The sequence below is a fragment of the Rhizobium johnstonii 3841 genome, assembly GCF_000009265.1.
Taxonomy (GTDB): Bacteria; Pseudomonadota; Alphaproteobacteria; order Rhizobiales; family Rhizobiaceae; genus Rhizobium; species Rhizobium acaciae.
In genome coordinates, this window is sequence record NC_008378.1 from 236,508 (window position 1) to 255,625 (window position 19,118).

Annotated in this window: 13 protein-coding genes and 1 pseudogene; 2 read left to right on the forward strand and 12 right to left on the reverse strand. The window is 61.2% G+C overall.

The window, feature by feature from the left end; translation table 11 throughout:
• Window positions 1-42: 42 nt before the first annotated feature.
• Window positions 43-2,688 (reverse strand): DNA ligase D, encoded by a 2,646-nt coding sequence (gene ligD, locus RL_RS34070; protein ID WP_011649007.1) that lies wholly within the window; start codon window positions 2,686-2,688, stop codon window positions 43-45.
• A 177-nt stretch (window positions 2,689-2,865) separates the two neighbouring features.
• Here ligD and RL_RS34075 point away from each other — a divergent pair, with 177 nt between their 5' ends.
• Complete coding sequence (locus tag RL_RS34075) at window positions 2,866-4,632, forward strand: SLC13 family permease (protein ID WP_011649008.1); 1,767 nt, start codon at window positions 2,866-2,868, stop codon at window positions 4,630-4,632.
• A 59-nt stretch (window positions 4,633-4,691) separates the two neighbouring features.
• On the opposite strand, the gene RL_RS34080 is transcribed toward RL_RS34075, so the two are convergent.
• From RL_RS34080 to araD, 7 genes and pseudogenes are all read right to left on the reverse strand, one after another.
• On the reverse strand, window positions 4,692-5,753 hold the full coding sequence (locus RL_RS34080) for an Ldh family oxidoreductase (protein ID WP_011649009.1): 1,062 nt from the start codon (window positions 5,751-5,753) through the stop codon (window positions 4,692-4,694).
• 70 nt (window positions 5,754-5,823) lie between these two features.
• Window positions 5,824-7,344, reverse strand: a complete 1,521-nt coding sequence (locus RL_RS34085; protein WP_011649010.1) for an ABC transporter substrate-binding protein — start codon at window positions 7,342-7,344, stop codon at window positions 5,824-5,826.
• 185 nt (window positions 7,345-7,529) lie between these two features.
• Window positions 7,530-8,433 (reverse strand): annotated as a pseudogene (locus RL_RS34090) (5-dehydro-4-deoxyglucarate dehydratase).
• Window positions 8,434-8,450: 17 nt separating this feature from the next.
• The gene (locus RL_RS34095) at window positions 8,451-9,968 is read right to left on the reverse strand and encodes an aldehyde dehydrogenase (NADP(+)) (RefSeq protein ID WP_011649013.1); all 1,518 of its coding nucleotides are present in this window, start codon (window positions 9,966-9,968) and stop codon (window positions 8,451-8,453) included.
• Between the two features lie 60 nt (window positions 9,969-10,028).
• Window positions 10,029-10,739, reverse strand: coding sequence for a ribonuclease activity regulator RraA (locus RL_RS34100; protein WP_003550773.1), 711 nt, complete (start codon window positions 10,737-10,739; stop codon window positions 10,029-10,031).
• Window positions 10,740-10,761: 22 nt separating this feature from the next.
• Entirely contained in the window at window positions 10,762-11,952 is a 1,191-nt protein-coding gene (locus RL_RS34105; RefSeq protein WP_011649014.1) for an L-talarate/galactarate dehydratase, read from the reverse strand.
• Between the two features lie 9 nt (window positions 11,953-11,961).
• Window positions 11,962-13,698: an L-arabinonate dehydratase gene (gene araD, locus RL_RS34110; protein WP_011649015.1), complete on the reverse strand. Its 1,737-nt coding sequence runs from the start codon at window positions 13,696-13,698 to the stop codon at window positions 11,962-11,964.
• A gap of 143 nt (window positions 13,699-13,841) precedes the next feature.
• On the opposite strand from araD, the gene RL_RS34115 reads away from it, so the two are divergent.
• On the forward strand, window positions 13,842-14,561 hold the full coding sequence (locus RL_RS34115; protein WP_011649016.1) for a GntR family transcriptional regulator: 720 nt from the start codon (window positions 13,842-13,844) through the stop codon (window positions 14,559-14,561).
• A 27-nt stretch (window positions 14,562-14,588) separates the two neighbouring features.
• Here the strand turns inward: RL_RS34115 and RL_RS34120 are convergent, their stop codons facing one another.
• The 4 genes from RL_RS34120 to RL_RS34135 are packed head-to-tail and all read right to left on the reverse strand — an operon-like array spanning window position 14,589 to window position 19,004.
• The gene (locus RL_RS34120) at window positions 14,589-15,536 is read right to left on the reverse strand and encodes a 2-hydroxyacid dehydrogenase (RefSeq protein WP_011649017.1); all 948 of its coding nucleotides are present in this window, start codon (window positions 15,534-15,536) and stop codon (window positions 14,589-14,591) included.
• Window positions 15,533-17,167: an ABC transporter ATP-binding protein gene (locus RL_RS34125; protein WP_011649018.1), complete on the reverse strand. Its 1,635-nt coding sequence runs from the start codon at window positions 17,165-17,167 to the stop codon at window positions 15,533-15,535. Before RL_RS34125 ends, RL_RS34120 begins: the two co-directional genes overlap by 4 nt.
• Window positions 17,160-18,086, reverse strand: a complete 927-nt coding sequence (locus RL_RS34130; RefSeq protein ID WP_011649019.1) for an ABC transporter permease — start codon at window positions 18,084-18,086, stop codon at window positions 17,160-17,162. The genes RL_RS34125 and RL_RS34130 overlap by 8 nt, the downstream gene beginning before the upstream one ends.
• 3 nt (window positions 18,087-18,089) lie before the next feature.
• Window positions 18,090-19,004 (reverse strand): ABC transporter permease, encoded by a 915-nt coding sequence (locus tag RL_RS34135; protein WP_003550760.1) that lies wholly within the window; start codon window positions 19,002-19,004, stop codon window positions 18,090-18,092.
• Window positions 19,005-19,118: the final 114 nt, after the last annotated feature.

The window sequence follows — 19,118 nt, forward strand, 5'->3', positions numbered from 1 at the left end:
GTGAAGAGCAATATCGGCATGCAGAGAAATTCACTCGGATGCTCAAGCCGCCTTGAAGCCCTTGCCGAGCCGCTTGATCGCCTGTTCCAGCGGACGCTTGCCGTCATTGTAATCTTCCCAGGCGGAAGATTTTGACAGCAAGGCCGGAACGGTGCGGATGGTGAAGCGCTTGGGGTCCAGATCTGATTTGACCTGGGTCCAGGTCAGCGGCATCGAGACGGTGGCACCCGGCCGGGCGCGGGGTGACAAAGGCGCCACTGCCGTCGCCATCCGGTCGTTACGCAGATAGTCGAGGAAGATCCGGCCGTTCCTCAGGCTCTTCGTCATCTTGATCAGGTAGAGATCGGGATTGTCGCGCGCCATCTGCTGGCAGACGTCGTGTGCGAAGCTCTTCGCTTCGGCCCACGAAAGCGGCTTGCGCTTGTTGATTGCGAGTGGAGTGACGACGTGCAGACCCTTGCCGCCGGTCGTCTTGCAAAAGCCGATCAGGCCGAGCGCGTCGAGACGATCGCGCATTTCGCGGGCTGCCGAAACGACCGCGCAGAATGGTACGTCCGGACCTGGATCAAGGTCGAAGACGAGCCGGCCCGGCACCTCAGGCTGATGCGGTCCGCAATTCCAGGGATGCAGTTCGACGGCGCCGATCTGCGCGACGGCAGCCAAGCCTTCGACCCGGTCGATCTGCAGATAGGGCTTTTTATCGCCGAAGACCTTGACCAGTTCGAGAAGGTTCGAGGTGCCGAGCATCGCATGGCGCTGGAAAAACTGCTCGCCGCCGATCCCGTCGGGCGCGCGGATGATCGAACACGGCCGTCCCTTGATGTGCTCGATCAGCCAGGAGCCGACGGCTTCGTAGTAGCGGGCCAGTTCCTCCTTGGTAACGGGTTTTCCGTCATTGGCATTCGGCCATAGCGGCTTGTCCGGGTTGGATATCAGTACCCCCATGACCTCGGCCTTGGCGCTTTTTCGGCGGATGGGTCTGGCCTTCGCCTCCACCACCGGCTGCGGCACGTCAGTTTGCGCGGGCTTTGCCGGCCGATCGGCCTTGACCTCTTTGGCCGGCTTGTCGTCCCGCAGTCCCTTGAAGGCCGCCTGCCGGACAATGCCGTCGGCCGTCCAGCCCGCGAATTCGATTTCCGCCACCAGCTCGGGTTTCAGCCAGGTGACCTCGGCCTCTTTTTTCGGCGCGCCGATGCCGGTGAACGGCGATTTCGCCGTCTCGAGCGCTTTCAACTTCGGCAGCAGCGTTTCCACTTTCTTCGCGCCATATCCCGTGCCGACGCGGCCGACATAGACGAAGTGGTCGCCGTGATAGACGCCGACCAGCAGGGATCGGAATTTCCCGTTGGTCTTGGCATAGGCGCCGATCACCACCTCGTGGCCGGAGCGGCATTTCGACTTCGCCCAGCTTTCGGTGCGGCCGGATTGATAGGGTGCATCCGCCTCTTTCGAGACGATGCCTTCCAGTGAGAGTTTGCAGGCAGACCGGAGAACTGCATCACCGCCGGTGTCGAAATGCTCGACGAAACGGATGCGCGGATCACTACCGGCGTCGGACAGAAGGCTTTGAAGCCGCGCCTTGCGCTCGATGAGCGGTAGAGATCGCACGTCCTCGCCTCCCTCATAGAGAAGATCGAAGGCGAAATAGACGAGCTCGCCGGTCTTGCCTTCCGAAAGGGCCGCCTGCAGGGCCGCGAAATCAGGAACGCCATGATCGTCGAGGGCGCAGATCTCGCCGTCGATGATCGAATCGGGCAATGTCGACGCTGCCTCGGCGATCTCAAGATATTTGGCCGTCCAGTCGAGCCCTTTCCTGGTCTTCAGCGTCGCCTCGCCATCCAGCACTCGCATCTGGATCCGGTAACCGTCGAACTTGATCTCGTGAAGCCAGCCGGTGCCGGCCGGAGGCCGTTCCAGGGTCTGACAGAGTTGCGGCGCAATGAAATCCGGCAGATCGACGTTTGTGGCCGGTTTCGATTTCCGACCGCCTCCGGCGCCCTCTTTTCGCTCTTCGGCAGCCAGTCCGTCATTGCTGTCCCAGACGGCATCAGCCTGAACGTCGCCACCCTCGACCATGAAGGGCTTGGGCTTTCGTCCCTTGCCGGCGGCAATCATCTCCATGGTTCGGCCGGAGGCGACGGAGGTGTCGTTCTCCTCGAGGATCGCTTCGCCATTGTTTTCGACGGAGAACTCATCATGGTGTTTGATGAGCAGCCAATTTGTCCGGTTGCCGCCGTTGCGATCATTGCGCATGCGCACCAGCACGAAGCTGCCGTGCAGGCGTTTGCCTTCCAAGGTGAACTTGAAGTCACCCTTGGCGAGGGCCTGCTCGGGGCTCTTCTTTCCTTCCGGTTCCCAATAGCCCCGGTCCCAGAGCATGACCGTCCCACCGCCATACTGACCTTTCGGAATGGTGCCTTCGAAGTCGCCATAGTCGAGCGGATGATCCTCGACCTCAACTGCCAGCCGCTTGTCGTGCGGGTCGAGAGACGGGCCTTTGGTGACCGCCCAGGATTTGAAGACGCCATCCAGCTCGAGCCGCAGGTCGTAGTGCAGCCGGGTGGCATCATGTTTCTGGATGACGAAGCGGCGGCGATTGCTGCGCGCCAGGCGTTTTTCACCGCTCGGCTCCTCCGTTTTTTTAAAGTCGCGCTTCGACCGATAGGTCGATAGTTTGTCACTGGCCATGGTCGTTCCCGAAAGCAACCCCGACAGCGAAATGCCGCCTGGCGGCTGGAAGTTCCATCAGGGTGCTCCCCCAGCCGTCAGCGGATATAACGGCTGGGATAGACGAGAAAAAATTTCTCCGCCTCGCCGCATCGTTCTCTTGCTTGAAACGTTAGTTGCTACCACCGGGATGCAAACATGCGCGCTGATCAATGGCTATCTCTTCTCATCATCGCGCTGATGATGGGCGCGTTCCTGTGGGGCCGTTATCGATACGATATAGTCGCCGTAAGCTCCCTTCTCGCTGCAATCATTGTCGGCATCGTCCCCGCCAAGAATGCTTTTTCCGGCTTTTCCGATGACATTGTTATCATCGTTGGCAGCGCGCTCATCGTCAGTGCGGCGATATCCAGATCGGGGATCATGGATGTCGCCTTGCGCAGATTTTCTCCCGAACGACGCGGGCCACGGATGCAGCTGATCATTCTGGTTGCCATTGTCGCAGCCCTGTCGGCTTTCATCAAAAACATTGGTGCGCTGGCGATCATGATCCCGGTCGCTGTGCAAATGGCCCGGAAATCACGCGTATCACCGTCGATGTTCCTGATGCCGATGTCTTTCGCCTCTCTGCTCGGAGGGCTTATGACGCAGATCGGCACGTCGCCAAACATCATCGTTTCCCGGGTGCGCGAGGAGATCACCGGGCAGCCGTTCATGATGTTTGACTATACGCCTGTCGGCCTGGCGCTCTCGGTCGCCGGCGTTGTCTTTCTGGCGCTGTTCTACAAGCTGCTGCCTGAAAGATCACGGGTCGAAACGTCGATGGATGAGGCGGTGGCGATCAAAAACTACACGACCGAGGCCAAGGTCACCACGCCATCAGGGGCGATCGGGCGGTCCGTCAGCTGGCTGCAGAAGCCGGCGGGCGGCGATGCGATGGTGACTGCGATTATCGGTGGCAACGGCCAAAGGCGAACGCCCCTTCCCGATACGGTGCTCAAGGATGGCGACCTCCTTATTATCGAGGGGGAGCAGAGCGCCCTCGACAAGATCGTCAGTGAAGCCAAGCTTCAACTGTCCGACCGTAAACACGAGCCTGAGACACGCCAAGACATCAGTTCTGTTGAAGCTATCGTTGGCGAACATTCCCGATTGATCGGCGTCAGCGCAAAAGACGTTTCTCTCTTCCACAATACCGGGCTCAACCTTCTTGCCGTCAGCCGCCGCGACAGGCGCTTCACCGAGCGCCTGGGCGAGATCAAGATCCGCAATGGCGACGTCGTGGTCTTGCAGGGCGACTTGCAGAAACTACCGGATCTTCTACGCGAATGGGGATGTTTGCCGCTGGTCGAACGAGATATGAAGCTCGGCAACGCCCGCAATGGCATGATCCCCGTCATTATCCTGATGGCAACGATGGGGGCGACAGCCTTCGGGGGCATTCCCGTCGCGACAGCGTTTTTTGCCGCAGCTTTTCTGATGGTGGTCACCGGATCCGTTCCATTGCGGGAAGTTTATCAGCATCTCGATGCCCCCATTCTGATCATGCTGGCCGCTCTCATTCCGATCAGCGACTCGCTCAGGACCACGGGAACCACCGACATCATCGCGGACCTCCTCTCGCGAACCGCCGAAATGCTCCCGCCCTTCGGTGCTTTGGCTCTCATCCTGGTTGCGGCCATGGCCGTAACCCCGTTTTTGAACAATGCAGCGACGGTTCTGGTCATGGCACCGATCGCCGCGACCTTTGCCGAGAAGCTGGGCTTCAGGCCCGATGCCTTTCTGATGGCGGTGGCAATTGGAGCCGGCTGCGACTTCCTCACGCCCATCGGACACCAGTGCAACACGCTGGTGATGGGACCGGGCGGATATCGTTTTGGTGACTACGCCCGACTGGGTCTGCCGCTCTCGCTCATTGTGGCGATCGTTAGTGTGCCGATCCTGTTGTTGGTTTGGCCGATTTGATTTCAACTGCTCGGGCATTGCGGCGGCCGATAAGAAGTTTTGAAGCAGAGATGCGTTCCTCACGCAGCGACGTCTGGAATAGGCAAGCCCAGGATCTCGGCGTGTTTACAAAGCTTCTGCCAAGTTGCATCGCCGACCGGCACGCCCTCTTCCAACGCCGAGCGGCGCCTTCGCGCTGCGCTGTCGCCCGGCATGCGGACAGGACCATTGTTCCAGGGCGCAGGAGGATTGCTGCGGCATGCAGAGGCGAGAAAATCAGACTGCGCCGTAAAGGCATCCAGCCCGGCGAAAAAGGCGGGATCGATGACCTGAAGGAAAGCGCTTTGCGAAAACACACCGGACGGCGCGTTGGCCCGTCCCTTGCCGGAAAGCCCCTGCCCCAGCAATTCGACGATCAGCCCGAGCCCAAAACCCTTGTGCCCCTTCAACTGGCCGCCAAGAGGCATCATCGTCCCGCCCCGTTCGGTCACCTCGCGCGGATCATCGGTCGGCTCACCTGCGGCGGTGAAAGCCCAGGCCTCAGGAAATTTCTTGCCGGCCTTCGCCAGGTTTTGCGTCATGGTCGTGGTGGTGATCGAGGCCGAGACGTCGATCAGGATCGGATCCGCAGATGTCGGGAATCCGGCCGCCATCGGATTGGGCGTCAGCAGCGGCTTCGTGCCGCCATAGGGCGCAACGCGGCTCGCCGCGGGATGCGACACCGACAGCTGCACGATCAGGCCCCGGTCGGTTACCTGCCGCATGAAGGCTGAAAGAGCGCAGGTATGGTGGCAGTTGCGGATCGCGGCGGTGACGACGCCATGATCGCCGACGCGTTCGCAGGCCTGCTCGATCGCCTTGGTCAGCAGCCATGCGCCGGGCAAGGATTTGCCGTCCCAAACAAAGGCTGCACCGCGGTCATTGACGACCTCATAGCTGCCGGACTTCGCCAGCGAGCCGTCTTCCAATGCCTCGACATACCAGTTCAAAAGGCTGACGCCATGCGTTTCGTGGCCGATCATGTCGCCTTCCACCAGTACGACGGCGGTCGTTTCGGCCTTGTCGACCTCCATGCCGGCGCGGGTCAATATCTGCTTTGCGAATTGGGTCAGGGCAATGCGGTCAATCAGCGGCATAGGCATTTCTCCCTCACGTCATGGAAAGCACGGGCCGCTATTTGCGGCGGCCCGTGCTCAAGTGCGGCATACCGGTTTACTTGAAGCGGATCTGCGACAGCTGCAGTTCGGAATTCGTCGCGATCGTCGGCTTGAAGTCGAGACGCGGCGAGACGCGGGTGAAACCGACCATGTGAAACATCGGGATGTCGGCGATGATTTCGGTGTTCACCTTGGCGAACAGCTCCTTCCAGAGTTTTGTGCGCTCGTCGCCGGTGGCAGACGTCGCCTTGGCGATCAGGGCGTCGACGGCGGGATCGCGAACCATGGAGTGGGAGCCGTCGGTGGCGTATTTCACGAATGCGGTGAAGACAGGGTCGCCGGTTGCATTGTCGTGCTGCGACTGAGTCAGCGTCGGGCCGGAATCGGCGACAAAGGGTGCAACGAAGTAGCCGTTCCACACGGAAACGTCATACATGTCGAGCTTTACGTTCAGGCCGACTTCCTGAAGCATCGCCATCATCGCTTCCATCGCTTCGGTGGCGTTGGGATATTGCCCGTTGCGACCGATGATGCGGATCTCACGATCGATCGGGACGCCGTCCGCTTTTGCTGCTGCGACCAGCTCCTTTGCTTTTTCGGGATCATAGGGCCAGGCGGGGATATCGGCATTGTAGCCGATCGTGGTCGGCACGACGAGCTGTGTCGCGATCTTTGCCTGTTCCGGGAACAACGTTCCGAGCATCGCCTGACGATCGATGGCGAGGTTCATCGCTTCGCGGATGCGCCGGTCGTTAAGGGGGGCTGCGCGCGTATCGATACGCAGCGATGTCGTCTCCGAATTCGGGTAGGCGAAATCGGTTTCCTTGTTGGTGGCATCCTGTACGGATACGGCCGGAACGATATCGGCTTCGCCAGCATCGACCATGGCGGCAGCAACGGCGCTGTCGGAGCGGAACAGATAGGTCGCCTGTTCGACCTGCGGTTTCTCCCCCCAATATTCCGGATTGCGTTTCAGCACGATTGACTGGCCGATTTCCCATTTGTCGAACGTATAAGGGCCGGTGCCAATCGGCTTGCGGGTGAATTCGTCGGCTGGTGTCGCCTCGGCAGATTCCACAGACATCACCGTCATCAGAAGCGGAAGAATCGGCTGCGCCGGTTTTGTCGTAATGCGGATCGTGTTGGCATCCGGCGTTTCGAAGCTGAACTCCATGCCGCCGAAATATTTGCCGCCGGTCTCACAGCTGAGCTTCTTATTCTTGTTGCGCTCGATGGTGAATTGGACATCCTTGGCAGTGAACGGCTTGCCATCGTGCCATTTGACATTCGGGCGCAGCTTAAACTCCCAGGTGTCGTCGTCGATCTTCGACCATTCCGTCGCCAGGCGGGGCTTGAGGCCGCCATTGACGTAGTCGAATTCCACCAGCATCTCGTTGACGTTTTCAGAAATGACCCGGCCGACGTCCTGGCGCGCTGCCATGCAGGGTTCGACGACATCGACGGTTTCGGCAAGCACAACAGTGACGTTGCTCTTGGCATCCTGTGCCTGAGCCGTGCCGCCGCTCAGCGCGAGCACCATTGTTGAAAAGCAGGCTGCTAACAAATGCAGTTTCATTTCGTTCTCCTCCCATGCGCCTTTGGCGCTCCTCACAGTAGATCTGCGTCCCGTTTCCGGTGCTCCGGCATCTATCTCCTCAATAGCTTGATAAAGCACAAGTGCACTAATATACTAGTTTGCGACAACCATCAACTCTGACGCTCCAAGTGCAGAGCCTTCAACCTTGTCTGGGGCGCGAAATTTTACTTGGCCGCAGCAATCAGTTCGCGCATCATCTCGACTTCCTCGTCGGTAAGATCCGTCAGCGGCGCCCGCACCGGACCGGCATCAAAGCCGCGCAAACGCACGCCTGCCTTGACCGCGGATACCGCATAACCGGCCTTGCGATCGCGGATGCGGGCAAAGGGATAATAGAAATCGCGCAGCATCTGCTCACAGGCCGCGTCGTCACCGGCGAGGAATCTTGTGGAATTTCAATGCCGTTTCAGGCACGAAATTGAAGACCGCCGAGGAATAGGTCGGCATGCCGGCTCCGCGATAGGCTTGAGCAAACAGTTCGTGTGTCGGCATGCCGCCGATATAGGAAAGGCGGTCTCCGAGCGCGATCGTGACACGGCGCACCGTATCGATGTCACCGGTTCCATCCTTGAAGCCGATCAGATTTGGGCATTCGTCGGCAAGCTGAGCAAGCTGCTCGGCCGAAACCCGCGCCTGACCACGATTATAAACGATGACGCCCATATTGGTGGCCTTGCAAACGGCCCGTACACGCGCGGCAATGCCATCTGCCGGCGCCTCGGTCAGGTAATGCGGCAGCAGAAGAATGCCGTCGCCGCCGGCCGCCTCGATCTCGCGCGCCATGTCGCAGGCAATCCGCGTGCCATAGCCGCATCCGGCAATAACAGGCGCATCGCCGGACACGGCGCGGGCGGCCTTTACCACCTCAACCACCTCACCCGGTGTCAGCGAGAACAGCTCACCGGTGCCGCCGGCAACGATCAGGCCGGCAACCGGGTAGGATGACAGCCATTCCAGATGCGCTGAAAACGGCTTGGGGGCAAACCGGTCCTCGGCATCGAAAGGGGTGACGGGAAAGGACAGCAGGCCGTTGCGAATGATCTCGCGAAGTTCCGTCGGGGCGATCAATTTGGTACTCCTCGATGTCAGTTGCGCAGGTCTTGGGGCAACAGGCCGGCAGGGAAATTCTGGTAGGCAACGGGGCGCAGAAATCTGCGGATCGACATGGTCCCGACGCTGGTTGCGCCGAAGTTGGTCGAGGCCGGGTAGGGGCCGCCATGCACCATGGAATCGACAACCTCGACGCCGGTTGGGAAGCCATTGACCAGCAATCTGCCAGCCTTCCTTTCGAGGATCGGCAGCAGGTCGCGGGCAAGGCCAAGATCGGCGTCGTCCATATGGATCGTCGCGGTCAGCTGTCCCTGGAAGCTTTCGGCAAGGGCGAGCATCTTTTCAGGCGAGTCGACGCGCACGACGAGGCCGAGAGGGCCGAACACCTCTTCGCTGAGGGAGTGATCGGCAAGCCAGGCCGAGCCGTTGGTCTCGAACAGGTTCGGCGCTGCGTCGCGGTCAGCACTCTTTGCAGCAAGAACCGGCGCGACGGCATTGCTCGCCCGCAGGCGGTCGGCACCGTCGTGATAGGCCGTGGCGATACCTTTGGTCAGCATCGTCTGCGGCGCCACCTTTTCAAGAGCCGCCTTGGCGGCACTGGTGAACTTGTCCGCCTCCGGCCCGTCGACGACGACGGCGATACCGGGCTTGGTGCAGAACTGGCCGGCACCAAGCGTCAGTGACCCGGCCCAGCCGGAACCGATTGCCTCCGCCCGGGCAGCGGTAGCGGCCGGCAGCAGGAACATCGGATTAACGCTGCCGAGTTCCCCGAAAAAGGGGATCGGCTCAGGGCGCTGGGCGCAAAGGTCAAAGAGCGCCCGACCGCCGGCAAGCGAGCCGGTAAAGCCAACGGCTTTGATGGCCGGATGGGTCACCAGCGCCGTTCCGACATCACGGCGACCGCCCTGGATCAGGCTGAAGACGCCGGCCGGCATTCCAGTGCGCTCGATAGCGGCTGCAATCGCCTCGGCGATGATCTCACCTGTGCCGGGATGGGCTGAATGTCCCTTCACCACGACCGGGCAACCGGCGGCAAGCGCGGCTGCCGTATCGCCGCCGGCGGTCGAGAATGCCAGCGGAAAATTCGAGGCGCCGAAGACGGCGACCGGGCCGATCGGCCGTTGCACCAGACGGATCTCGGGCCGCGGCGCCGGTTGCCGGTCCGGTTGCGCCGCATCGACGCTGGCGTCGAGATGCGCGCCCTTGCGGATATGGTCGGCAAACAGCCTGAGTTGGCCGGTGGTACGAGCACGTTCGCCGTTGAGCCGGCCCTCCGGAAGCCCGGTTTCCTGCGTTCCGATGAGGGTGACGGCCTCGCCGCGCTTGTCGATCTCCTCGGCGATTGCCTCGAGGAAAATGGCGCGCTCCTCGCGTGTCGTTGCCGAAAATGCTGCAAAAGCAGCTTCGGCAGCGCGGCAGGCGCGGTCGACCAGTTCCGTTGTGCCGACAGCAAAGTCGTGTGCCTGCCCATGCGCCGGCTCGGACTGAAATGTCGTCGTTCCGGCAATCCATTCGCCGGCGATGAAATGCTTGCCTGAAGGGGTCCAGCTCATTGTTATTCTCCTCGGCGGAGCCTGGCTCCGTCCTGATTCCGTTGTTCAAGATACGCCGGCTTAGCGGCCGCTCACCTTCCGCCATTCGGCAAAGAGCGTCAGATTGCTTTCGTCGGTGGCCGGGTAGAGGCCAATGATCGTGTGACCTTGCTTGACGCGCTCGGTGACGAAATCCTCGTAAGCGGTCATCTCTACCGCTTCATCGGCGATCTCGTCGGCGATCTCGGCCGGGATGACGATCACGCTGTCATCGTCGCCGACCATGATGTCGCCCGGGAAAACCGCCACATCGCCACAGCCTATCGGCACATTGATGTCGATTGCCTCATGCAGCGTCAGGTTCGTCGGGCTGGAGGGACGGTTGTGATAGGCGGGGATATCAAGGCCGCCGATCGTCATGGCGTCCCGGAAGCCGCCATCGGTGACGACGCCGGCACCGCCGCGCATCATCAGGCGGGTAATCAGGATGTCGCCGGCAGAGGCTGCGCGCGGATCCTTGCGGCTGTCCATCACCAGAACAGAGCCTTCCGGGCAAGTCTCGATGGCAAGCCGTTGCGGATGTTTCGGGTTGCGAAAGACGTTCATCGCGTTGCGGTCCTCGCGCGCCGGCATGTAGCGCAGCGTGAAGGCCGGTCCGACCATATTGCGGCCCTTCGGCTGCACCGGCCGAACATCCTGGACAGTCTGGTTTCTCAGGCCGCGCTTGAACAGCGCCGAACAGAGCGTCGCGACGGAGACACCCATCAGCTTTTCACGGGTTGCGGGGTTCATATTTCCTTCTCCTCGTTCTCATTCAGACGCCGAAACTGCGCGTTTCCACGGTCCAGTCGCGGGCTTTGCCCGTCAGGCTGCAACCAAGCCCCGGACGGGCCGGCACGATCATCCGGCCGTCCTTGATCTCGAGTTCTTCGTTGAACAGCGGCGCCAGCCAATCGAAATGCTCTACCCACGGCTCATGCGCATAGGCGGCCGCCAGGTGCAGATGGATTTCCATGGCGAAATGCGGAGCCAGGCGCATACGTTTCGCCTCGGCGTGCGTGCAGATGCGCAGAAAGGGCGTGATGCCGCCGACGCGCGGCGCATCCGGCTGAATGAAGTCGACCGCATCGGCCCGGATCAGCGCCATGTGTTCGTCGGCGCTTGCCAGCATTTCGCCGGTGGCGATCGGTGTGGCAAGTTCGCGCGCCAGTGCCGCATGGCCCTCGGCGTCATAGGCATCGAGCGGCTCTTCGATCCATTCGAGGTTGAGCGGTTCGACCAGCCGGCCGAAGCGCAAGGCCGTCGTGCGGTCCCATTGCTGGTTTGCATCGACCATCAGTGGGACACGGCCATCGATATGGCTGGTCACCGCATCAAGCCGGCGAAGGTCGATCATCGGGTCCGGCTGTCCGACCTTGATCTTGATGCCGCCGATACCGGAGGCGATCGAGTGGTCGATGGCATCGCGGATTTCCTCGACGCTCGAGGACAGGAAGCCGCCGGAGGTGTTGTAGCAGGCGACACTGTCGCGATGGGCGCCAAGCAGTTTTGCGAGCGGCAGGCCGGCGCGTTTCGCCTTGAGGTCCCAGAGGCAGATGTCGATGGCGGCGATTGCCTGCGTTGCGATGCCGGAGCGGCCGACCGAGGCCCCTGCCCAGCAGAGCTTGTCCCAGATGCGCGCGGTATCGTTGGGGTCTTCGCCGATCAGGTTGTCGGCAAGCTCGCAGGCGTGTGCATAAAGGGCAGGTCCGCCTGCCCGCTTCGAGTAACTGAAACCGAGACCGCTATGGCCGGCCTCGGAGACGATCTCGCAAAATAGAAAGGCCACCTGCGTCAGCGGCTTCTGCCTGCCCGTCAAAACCTTGGCATCGCTGATCGGCCGCGCCAAAGGCAGGTAAACGAGCGACAGGGTGACGGATCGGATGGCGTCCAACTTGGACGGACCGGCAGCGAAGCCAGCCTTGGGAGGCTGTGCGGGAATCGTACGTCGATCGGGATCAAACATCGTGGTGCCTCAGTTGATGGCCGGTTCCGGCGTCTTGCCACCGAATTCCGTCGTCAGGAAATCAAAATCGCAGCCTTTGTCGGCCTGTTCGATATGGCCGGAGAACATAAAACCGTAACCGCGCTCGTAATGCCGCGTCGGCGCCACCCAGGCGGCCCGCCGCGCTGTGATCTCTTCTTCGGCAACCAGCATATTGAGGCTGCGTGCCGGAATATCAAGCTCGACCATGTCCCCCGTTCTCAGCAGCGCCAAAGGCCCGCCAACATAAGATTCCGGTGCGACATGCAGCACGCAGGCACCGAAACTGGTTCCGGACATGCGGGCGTCCGAGATACGCACCATGTCGCGCAGGCCGAGCTTCAACAGCGCCTTCGGCATCGGGATCATGCCCCATTCCGGCATGCCCGGTCCGCCTTGGGGGCCGGCATTGCGGAGCACGAGAACCGTGTCCGGCGTCAGCGGATAGTCGGGATCATCGATGATCTTCTTCATCTCCGCATAGCTGTCGGCGACCAGCGCCGGGCCGCGATGGCGATGGAATTTCGGATCGCAGGCCGCCGGTTTGATGACCGCGCCGTCGGGACACAGGTTCCCCTTGAGCACGGCCAGCGAACCTTCATGATAAACCGGGTTCGACAATGGCCGGATAACGTCGTCATTGTAGATCTTCACCTGGTCCAGACCATCCACCAAGGGTTTTCCAGTCACGGTGATCGCGGTGGGATCCAGCTTGTCGCCGAGTTGCTTCATCAGGGCGCGCAAGCCACCCGCATAAAAGAAATCCTCCATCAGGTAGGTCGAACCGGAAGGGCGGATGTTGGCGAGAACCGGCGTCGTGCGACCGATGCGATCGAGATCATCGAGCTCCAGCGGGACGCCGGCGCGCCGCGCCATGGCGATCAGGTGAATGATGGCATTGGTGGAGCAGCCGGTCGCCATGGCGACCGTGACTGCGTTGTCGACGGCCGCGGACGTGATGATCTGCTCCGGCGTCAGATCCTCCCACACCATATCGACGATGCGGCGGCCGCAGGCCGCCGACATGCGCTGGTGGTTGGCGTCGGCTGCAGGGATCGAGGATGCGCCCGGCAGTGTCAATCCCATAGCCTCGGCGATCGCCGTCATCGTCGACGCCGTGCCCATGGTCATGCAATGGCCGTAACTGCGGGCGATCCCGCCTTCGATGCCCTGCCACTCCTCCTGGGTGATCGTTCCGGCGCGGCGCTCGTCCCAATATTTGAAGCCGTCGGTACCGGAGCCCAGCGTCTTGCCGGCATAGTTGCCGCGAAGCATCGGGCCGGCCGGCAGATAAATGAAGGGAATGCCCATGCTGACTGCGCCCATGACAAGGCCGGGTGTCGTCTTGTCGCAGCCACCCATCAGAACGGCACCATCGACAGGATGGCTCCGCAACAGTTCCTCGGTCTCCATCGCCAGCATATTGCGATAGAGCATCGTGGTCGGCTTGACGAAGTTTTCGGAAAGGGAAAGAGCGGGCAGTTCCATGGGGAACCCACCCGACTGAAGAATTCCCCGCTTCACCCATTCGGCGCGTTCACGGAAATGCATGTGGCACGGCTGCGCATCGGACCAGGTGTTGATCACAGCAATGATCGGCTTTCCCTGCCAATCCTCCGGCGCGTAACCCATCTGCATGGTCCGCGACCGGTGGCCGAACGAGCGCTGATCATCCGGCAGCATCCATCGGGCGGACCGCAATTGCTCGTAGGTTTTCCTCGCGGTCACGGCTTTCTCCCACCTTTTCGCTTGCTTATTTCAGCGTTTGCACCAACTGATATTTTAGTTTGACATATATATCAATGGAAAGTTTGCGTTCTTGTGCATTAGGTCGTGCAAAGCTATGAATGGAGTCGAAAAGGACGCCTCACATGAATTCCCAGTTCGCCTCTACATTCGGCCTGACCGCGCCCGGCTTTCCGGTTGTTGCCGGCAGTACGGTCCAGCGGGTCTATGATGATCTGCGAAAGCGCATCATCACCATTCAGCTGCCGCCGGACACCACGCTGTCGCGCACCGAGCTCACCGAGACTTATGAAGTCAGCCAGACTCCCATCCGAGATGCATTGCAGCTTCTCAAACAGGAAGGTCTGGTTCGCATTTATCCGCAGTCCCGCACTGTGGTGACCAGGATCGACGTCCTGCAGATTTACGAGGCACATTTCCTTCGCGTTGCCCTGGAAACGGAGGTTTGCCGCCGCCTCGCAACCGATCCGGATCCGGATCCGAGCGTCATTACCCGCGCCCGGTCGATCATCAAGATGCAGGCGGCTGTCGCCGACGACGCCGATCAGATCGCGATCTTCCAGGAGCTCGACGAGCTCTTTCACCAGACATTGTTCGCAGGCGCTAAGCGCAGCAGCCTCCACCAATTGATACGCGAGCGGTCCGGCCATCTCGAGCGTATTCGTCGCCTGCATCTGCCCGAGAAGGGCAAGATCGTCAGCATTCTCGATGGGCATCACGCCATCATCGATGCGATTGCCGAGCGCAACGAACAGGGTGCCGTCGATGCAATCCGTGAGCATCTCAGCCGCACCGTCGCAAAAGTGGAAGACCTGCGGAAGGAGTTCCCGGACTACTTCGTCTGATCTGCCGCGCCGCGGGCTTTGCCGGAGTCAATTGACCGGCGTCAGCAGCGGCCTGCCTGCGAAGAAGGCGGCAAGGTTGTCGACCGTCAACTGCGCCATCCTGTCGCGCGTTTCCTCGGTGCCGCTGGCATGATGGGGATAGAGCACAACGTTGTCGAGCGCCGCGAAGCGCGGATCGGGATTGGGTTCGTTGAGGTAGACATCGATGCCGGCCGAGGCGATCCGCCTTTCCTGCAAGGCCTTGATCAAGGCAGGTTCGTCGACCACGGTGCCGCGGGCAATGTTGATGAAGCTGCCCGTCGGTCCGAGCGCATTCAGCACGTCCGCCGAAATCAACCCCTCGGTCGAGGGCCCACCGGGGGTCGCGACGATCAGGATATCGGCCCAGTCCGCCAGTTTTACCGGCGCGTCGAAATAGGCAAAATCGTTGCCGGCTTTCTTCGTCCTCCCATAATAGCCGATCGTCAGTCCGACAGCTTCGCATCGCTTGGCAATCGCCATCCCTATGCGGCCGAGGCCGACGATCCCGGCCTTCTTGCCCGACGTCGATGTCGTCAGCGGCATCATGCCCTTCTGCCCCCAATCGCCGGAGCGCACATAGCGATCGCCTTCCGGCAGGCGCCGGCGTGCCGCCAGCATCAGAAGCAGTGCCATGTCGGCAACGTCGTCGCACAGCACTTCGGATGTGTTGGTGAGCTTGATGCCGCGCCGGGTCATCGCCTCGAGATCCATCTGGTCGTAACCAGCCGAGGAACAGGCGGCGAGCTTTAATGCCGGCAATTTCGAAAGCAGGGCTTCGTCGATCGTCACATGGCCGTTGCAGACCAGCGCGGAAGAGATCGGGCCGGCTTGTTGCAAGAGAGCATCCCGCTCTTCGCCTTTGACGAGATCGAGCCGGTGCAGCGTGTAGGTCTCCTCCAGCATCGCCATCTGATGGGGCCGGAGCGGATAGGCGACGATGACATCGGGCTTCATGCGGAAACGAGTCCTTCCTGTCGTTGGCGGGCGGCGCGTCGGGTGGCCTGGATCTCCGGATCGGGATCGAGGCTCGCGGCAAGAAGCGCCTGCGTGTAGGGGTGGGAGGGCGCGTTGAAGATCTGCTCCACCGGCCCCTCTTCGACAATCTCGCCGGCCTTCATGACGATGACGCGATCGGCGAAATCGCGAACCACCGGCAGGTCGTGCGCAATGAAGAGATAGGACAGGCCGAATTCGCGACGCAGGCCCTCAAGCAGGGCAATCACCTGTGCCTGGATCGACACGTCGAGCGCCGAAACCGCCTCGTCGCAGATGATCAGTTTCGGTTCCATCGCCAGCGCCCGGGCAATGGCGATGCGCTGGCGCTGGCCGCCGGAAAACTGATGTGGATACCGGTCGGCCATATCCGGTTTCAGCCCAACCTTGACCAGCAACTCGGCCACTCTCTCCTTCCATCTCGCTTTCGGCAGGATATCCGGGTGAATGACCCAGGCCTCGGAAATCAACCGGAACACGCTCATCCGCGGGTTGAGTGACTGGGTCGGGTCCTGAAAGACCATCTGCAAATCGCGACGCAGCCCGAATATTTCTCGAGGGGTCATCGCAAGCAGATCGTTGCCGCGGTAGAGAACCTGGCCCTCCTGCGGATCATCGAGGCGAACGATTGCCCGGGCAAGGGTCGACTTGCCGGAACCGCTCTCGCCGACAACGGCAACAGTTTCGCCGGGCATGATGACGAAATCCACGCCCTTCAGCGCCTGGAATGCGCCAAAACTCTTTTTCAAGCCGATGGCGCGCAGCAGCGGTTCGCCCTGCCGGTCGCGCTCCTGCGCCATCGCACCCTTCCCGGGTGCGGCGGCTATCAGCTTCTTCGTATAGGCGTTCTGCGGGTTGCGATAGACTTCGGCCGCATTGCCGGTTTCGACGACGCAGCCCGAGTTCATTACCACGACGCGGTCGGCGATCTCGGCAACGACGCCCAAATCATGGGTGATCAGCAACAGGCCCATGCCGGTTTCCTGCTGCAGCTCCTGCAGAAGTTCGAGCACCTGCGCCTGCACCGTCACATCAAGCGCGGTGGTGGGTTCATCCGCGATCAGGATATCGGGCTTGCAGGCGATCGCCATGGCGATCATCAGGCGTTGCCGCTGTCCGCCGGAGAATTGGAACGGATACTTTCGCATCGCCGCCTGCGGATCGCTTATGCCGACGCGCCCGATCAATTCGAGCGCCCTCGCACCGGCGCGCTCCGCCGACTGGCCATGCGTCGTCATCATCTCGGTGATTTGCCAGCCGACCGGATAGACCGGATTGAGGTGGGCGAGCGGGTCCTGAAAGATCATGGCGATCTTGGCGCCGTTGATCGAGCGTCGCTCCTCGGGCGTCATTTTCAGCATGTCGCGGCCGTTGAGGAGAATGGTGCCGCTGGTGATCTTGCCGGGCGGCATATCGATCAGGTTCATGATCGCCGAGGCCGACACGGACTTGCCCGAACCGCTTTCTCCGAGGATCGCCAGCGTCTCGCCGCGATCGAGATGCCAGCTGACATCCTGCACCGCCTTGACGGTCCCGCTGGCGGTGTGGAACTCGACCGAGAGGTCGCGCACTTCCAAAAGATGTTCAGCCATTTTTCCTGCCCCTCATTTCAAGGCGCCAGCGTTGCGTCGGATCGAGCGCGATGCGCAGCCAATTCGACAGAAGGTTCAGCGACAGCGTCGTCAGAATGATTGCAAGGCCCGGCCAGAAGGAAAGCCACCAGGCATTGGTGAGATAGGGTCGTCCTTGTGCAACCATGAGACCCCAGGTGATCTCCGGCGCCTGAATGCCGATCCCAAGGAACGACAGCGAGGATTCCGCCAGCATGACGAAGGCGAAATCGAGCGTCGCGATGGTCACCAGCGTGGGGAAGATCACCGGCAGGATGTGATGGAAGACAATGCGCCAATACGATGCTCCCATGACCTTCGCCGCCTGCACGAACATCCGCTCGCGCACTTCCAGCACTTCGGCGCGCGTGGTGCGCAGATAGATGGGAATGCGGGTGATCGCCAACACGAGGACGATATTGGTGACCGAGGGCTCGAGCATGTAGAGCACGATCACCGCCAGAAGCAGCGACGGAAAGGACATGATGACGTCGCCGAGGCGCATGATCCATTGAGCAGCAGAAGAGCGGCTGTAACCCGCCACCAGACCGAGCGCCGTACCGACGACGGATGATGCGAGCACGGCTGCCGCGGCAACCAGGATGGTATTTTGCGCTGCCACGATGACGCGGGCAAGAAGCGGCCTGCCCAGCGCATCCGCGCCGAGAACATAAAGCGTTCCGCGGGTGATATCGAACGGCGGCGCGTTCCGGCCCCGCAGGTTCTGCTTGGTGGCGATGGCCTCCAGCAGGAACGGCCCAAACAGCGCACAGAGCAGAATGATCAAGAGGAACAGAGCCGCGAAGAAAGCGAGCTTGTCCGCCCACAACATCGTCAGCCAACGCCCGATCGGGCCGCTTGGTTTTTTCTCGGCGAGGATTTGTGTGTCGGCCATCGTCATCGCTCAATACCGGATGCGCGGATCGAGCAGCGCATAGGCGATGTCGATCAACAGGTTCATGATGAAGATCGCCAGTGCCGAGACCATGATGACGGCCAGCACGACGGCGAAATCGCGAAGCAGAATGGAATCGATCATCAGCTTGCCGATACCAGGAAAGCCAAACACCGTCTCGACGACGACGGCACCGTTCAGGATGGCGGCCGCCTGGTCGCCGATGACTGTGATCACCGGCAGCATGGCGTTGCGCAGTCCGTGAATGAAGATGATCGAGTTCGAGCGGACACCCTTGGCGCGGGCCGTCTTCACGTAGGCGGAAGACAGAACACTGATCATCGAGCCGCGGACCACCTGCAGGATCAGGCCGAAAGGCCGGATGAACAGCACGCTGACCGGCAGGACCCAGTGCCAGAAAGTTCCCGTTCCCGATGTCGGCAGGACATGCAGTTTGACGGCGAAAATGACGATCGCCACGATGGCCAGCCAGAAATCCGGCGCCGCAGCGCCGATCAGTGAGAAGAAAGTGGCGAGACGGTCGAAGACGCCGCCGACGCGAAACGCCGCGAGCGAACCGATGACGATCGCGGCGACCGTGACCAGCGCCATGGTGATGACAGCCAGCCAGAAGGTCCACACGAAAGCCTCCAGCACGACATCCATGGCCGGACGGGCCTGTCGCAGTGACTGACCGAAATTGCCTTGGGCAAGATCCGAGACATAACGGCCGAACTGGATGATCAACGGATCGTTGAAACCGTTCATCTCGCGGAATTGCTGGCGCATTTCCGTGGTCGCATCGATCGGCAGATAAAGGTCGGTCGGATCGCCCGTCAGTCGGGACAGGAAGAACACGATGACGATAAGCACCACGAGCGATACGCCACTGGCGATCGCGCGTTTGCCGATGAAACTCTTCATGCCACTCCTCCCGAGTGAACCCCATGGGGGTCGTGATGTCCGGTTTCGTCTTCGTCTGTGCTGCTTGTCATACCCCTCCGACAACAGGCACGGCTCGACGACAAGTCGCTATAA

Coding starts and splice junctions, on each gene's coding strand:
- RL_RS34105 (WP_011649014.1), bottom strand. CDS start 11,952: ATGTTTGATCCCGATCGACGTACGATTCCCGCACAGCCTCCCAAGGCT.
- RL_RS34080 (WP_011649009.1), bottom strand. CDS start 5,753: ATGCCTATGCCGCTGATTGACCGCATTGCCCTGACCCAATTCGCAAAG.
- RL_RS34135 (WP_003550760.1), bottom strand. CDS start 19,004: ATGAAGAGTTTCATCGGCAAACGCGCGATCGCCAGTGGCGTATCGCTC.
- RL_RS34095 (WP_011649013.1), bottom strand. CDS start 9,968: ATGAGCTGGACCCCTTCAGGCAAGCATTTCATCGCCGGCGAATGGATT.
- RL_RS34125 (WP_011649018.1), bottom strand. CDS start 17,167: ATGGCTGAACATCTTTTGGAAGTGCGCGACCTCTCGGTCGAGTTCCAC.
- ligD (WP_011649007.1), bottom strand. CDS start 2,688: ATGGCCAGTGACAAACTATCGACCTATCGGTCGAAGCGCGACTTTAAA.
- RL_RS34100 (WP_003550773.1), bottom strand. CDS start 10,739: ATGAACCCCGCAACCCGTGAAAAGCTGATGGGTGTCTCCGTCGCGACG.
- RL_RS34075 (WP_011649008.1), top strand. CDS start 2,866: ATGCGCGCTGATCAATGGCTATCTCTTCTCATCATCGCGCTGATGATG.
- RL_RS34120 (WP_011649017.1), bottom strand. CDS start 15,536: ATGAAGCCCGATGTCATCGTCGCCTATCCGCTCCGGCCCCATCAGATG.
- RL_RS34085 (WP_011649010.1), bottom strand. CDS start 7,344: ATGAAACTGCATTTGTTAGCAGCCTGCTTTTCAACAATGGTGCTCGCG.
- RL_RS34115 (WP_011649016.1), top strand. CDS start 13,842: ATGAATTCCCAGTTCGCCTCTACATTCGGCCTGACCGCGCCCGGCTTT.
- RL_RS34130 (WP_011649019.1), bottom strand. CDS start 18,086: ATGACGATGGCCGACACACAAATCCTCGCCGAGAAAAAACCAAGCGGC.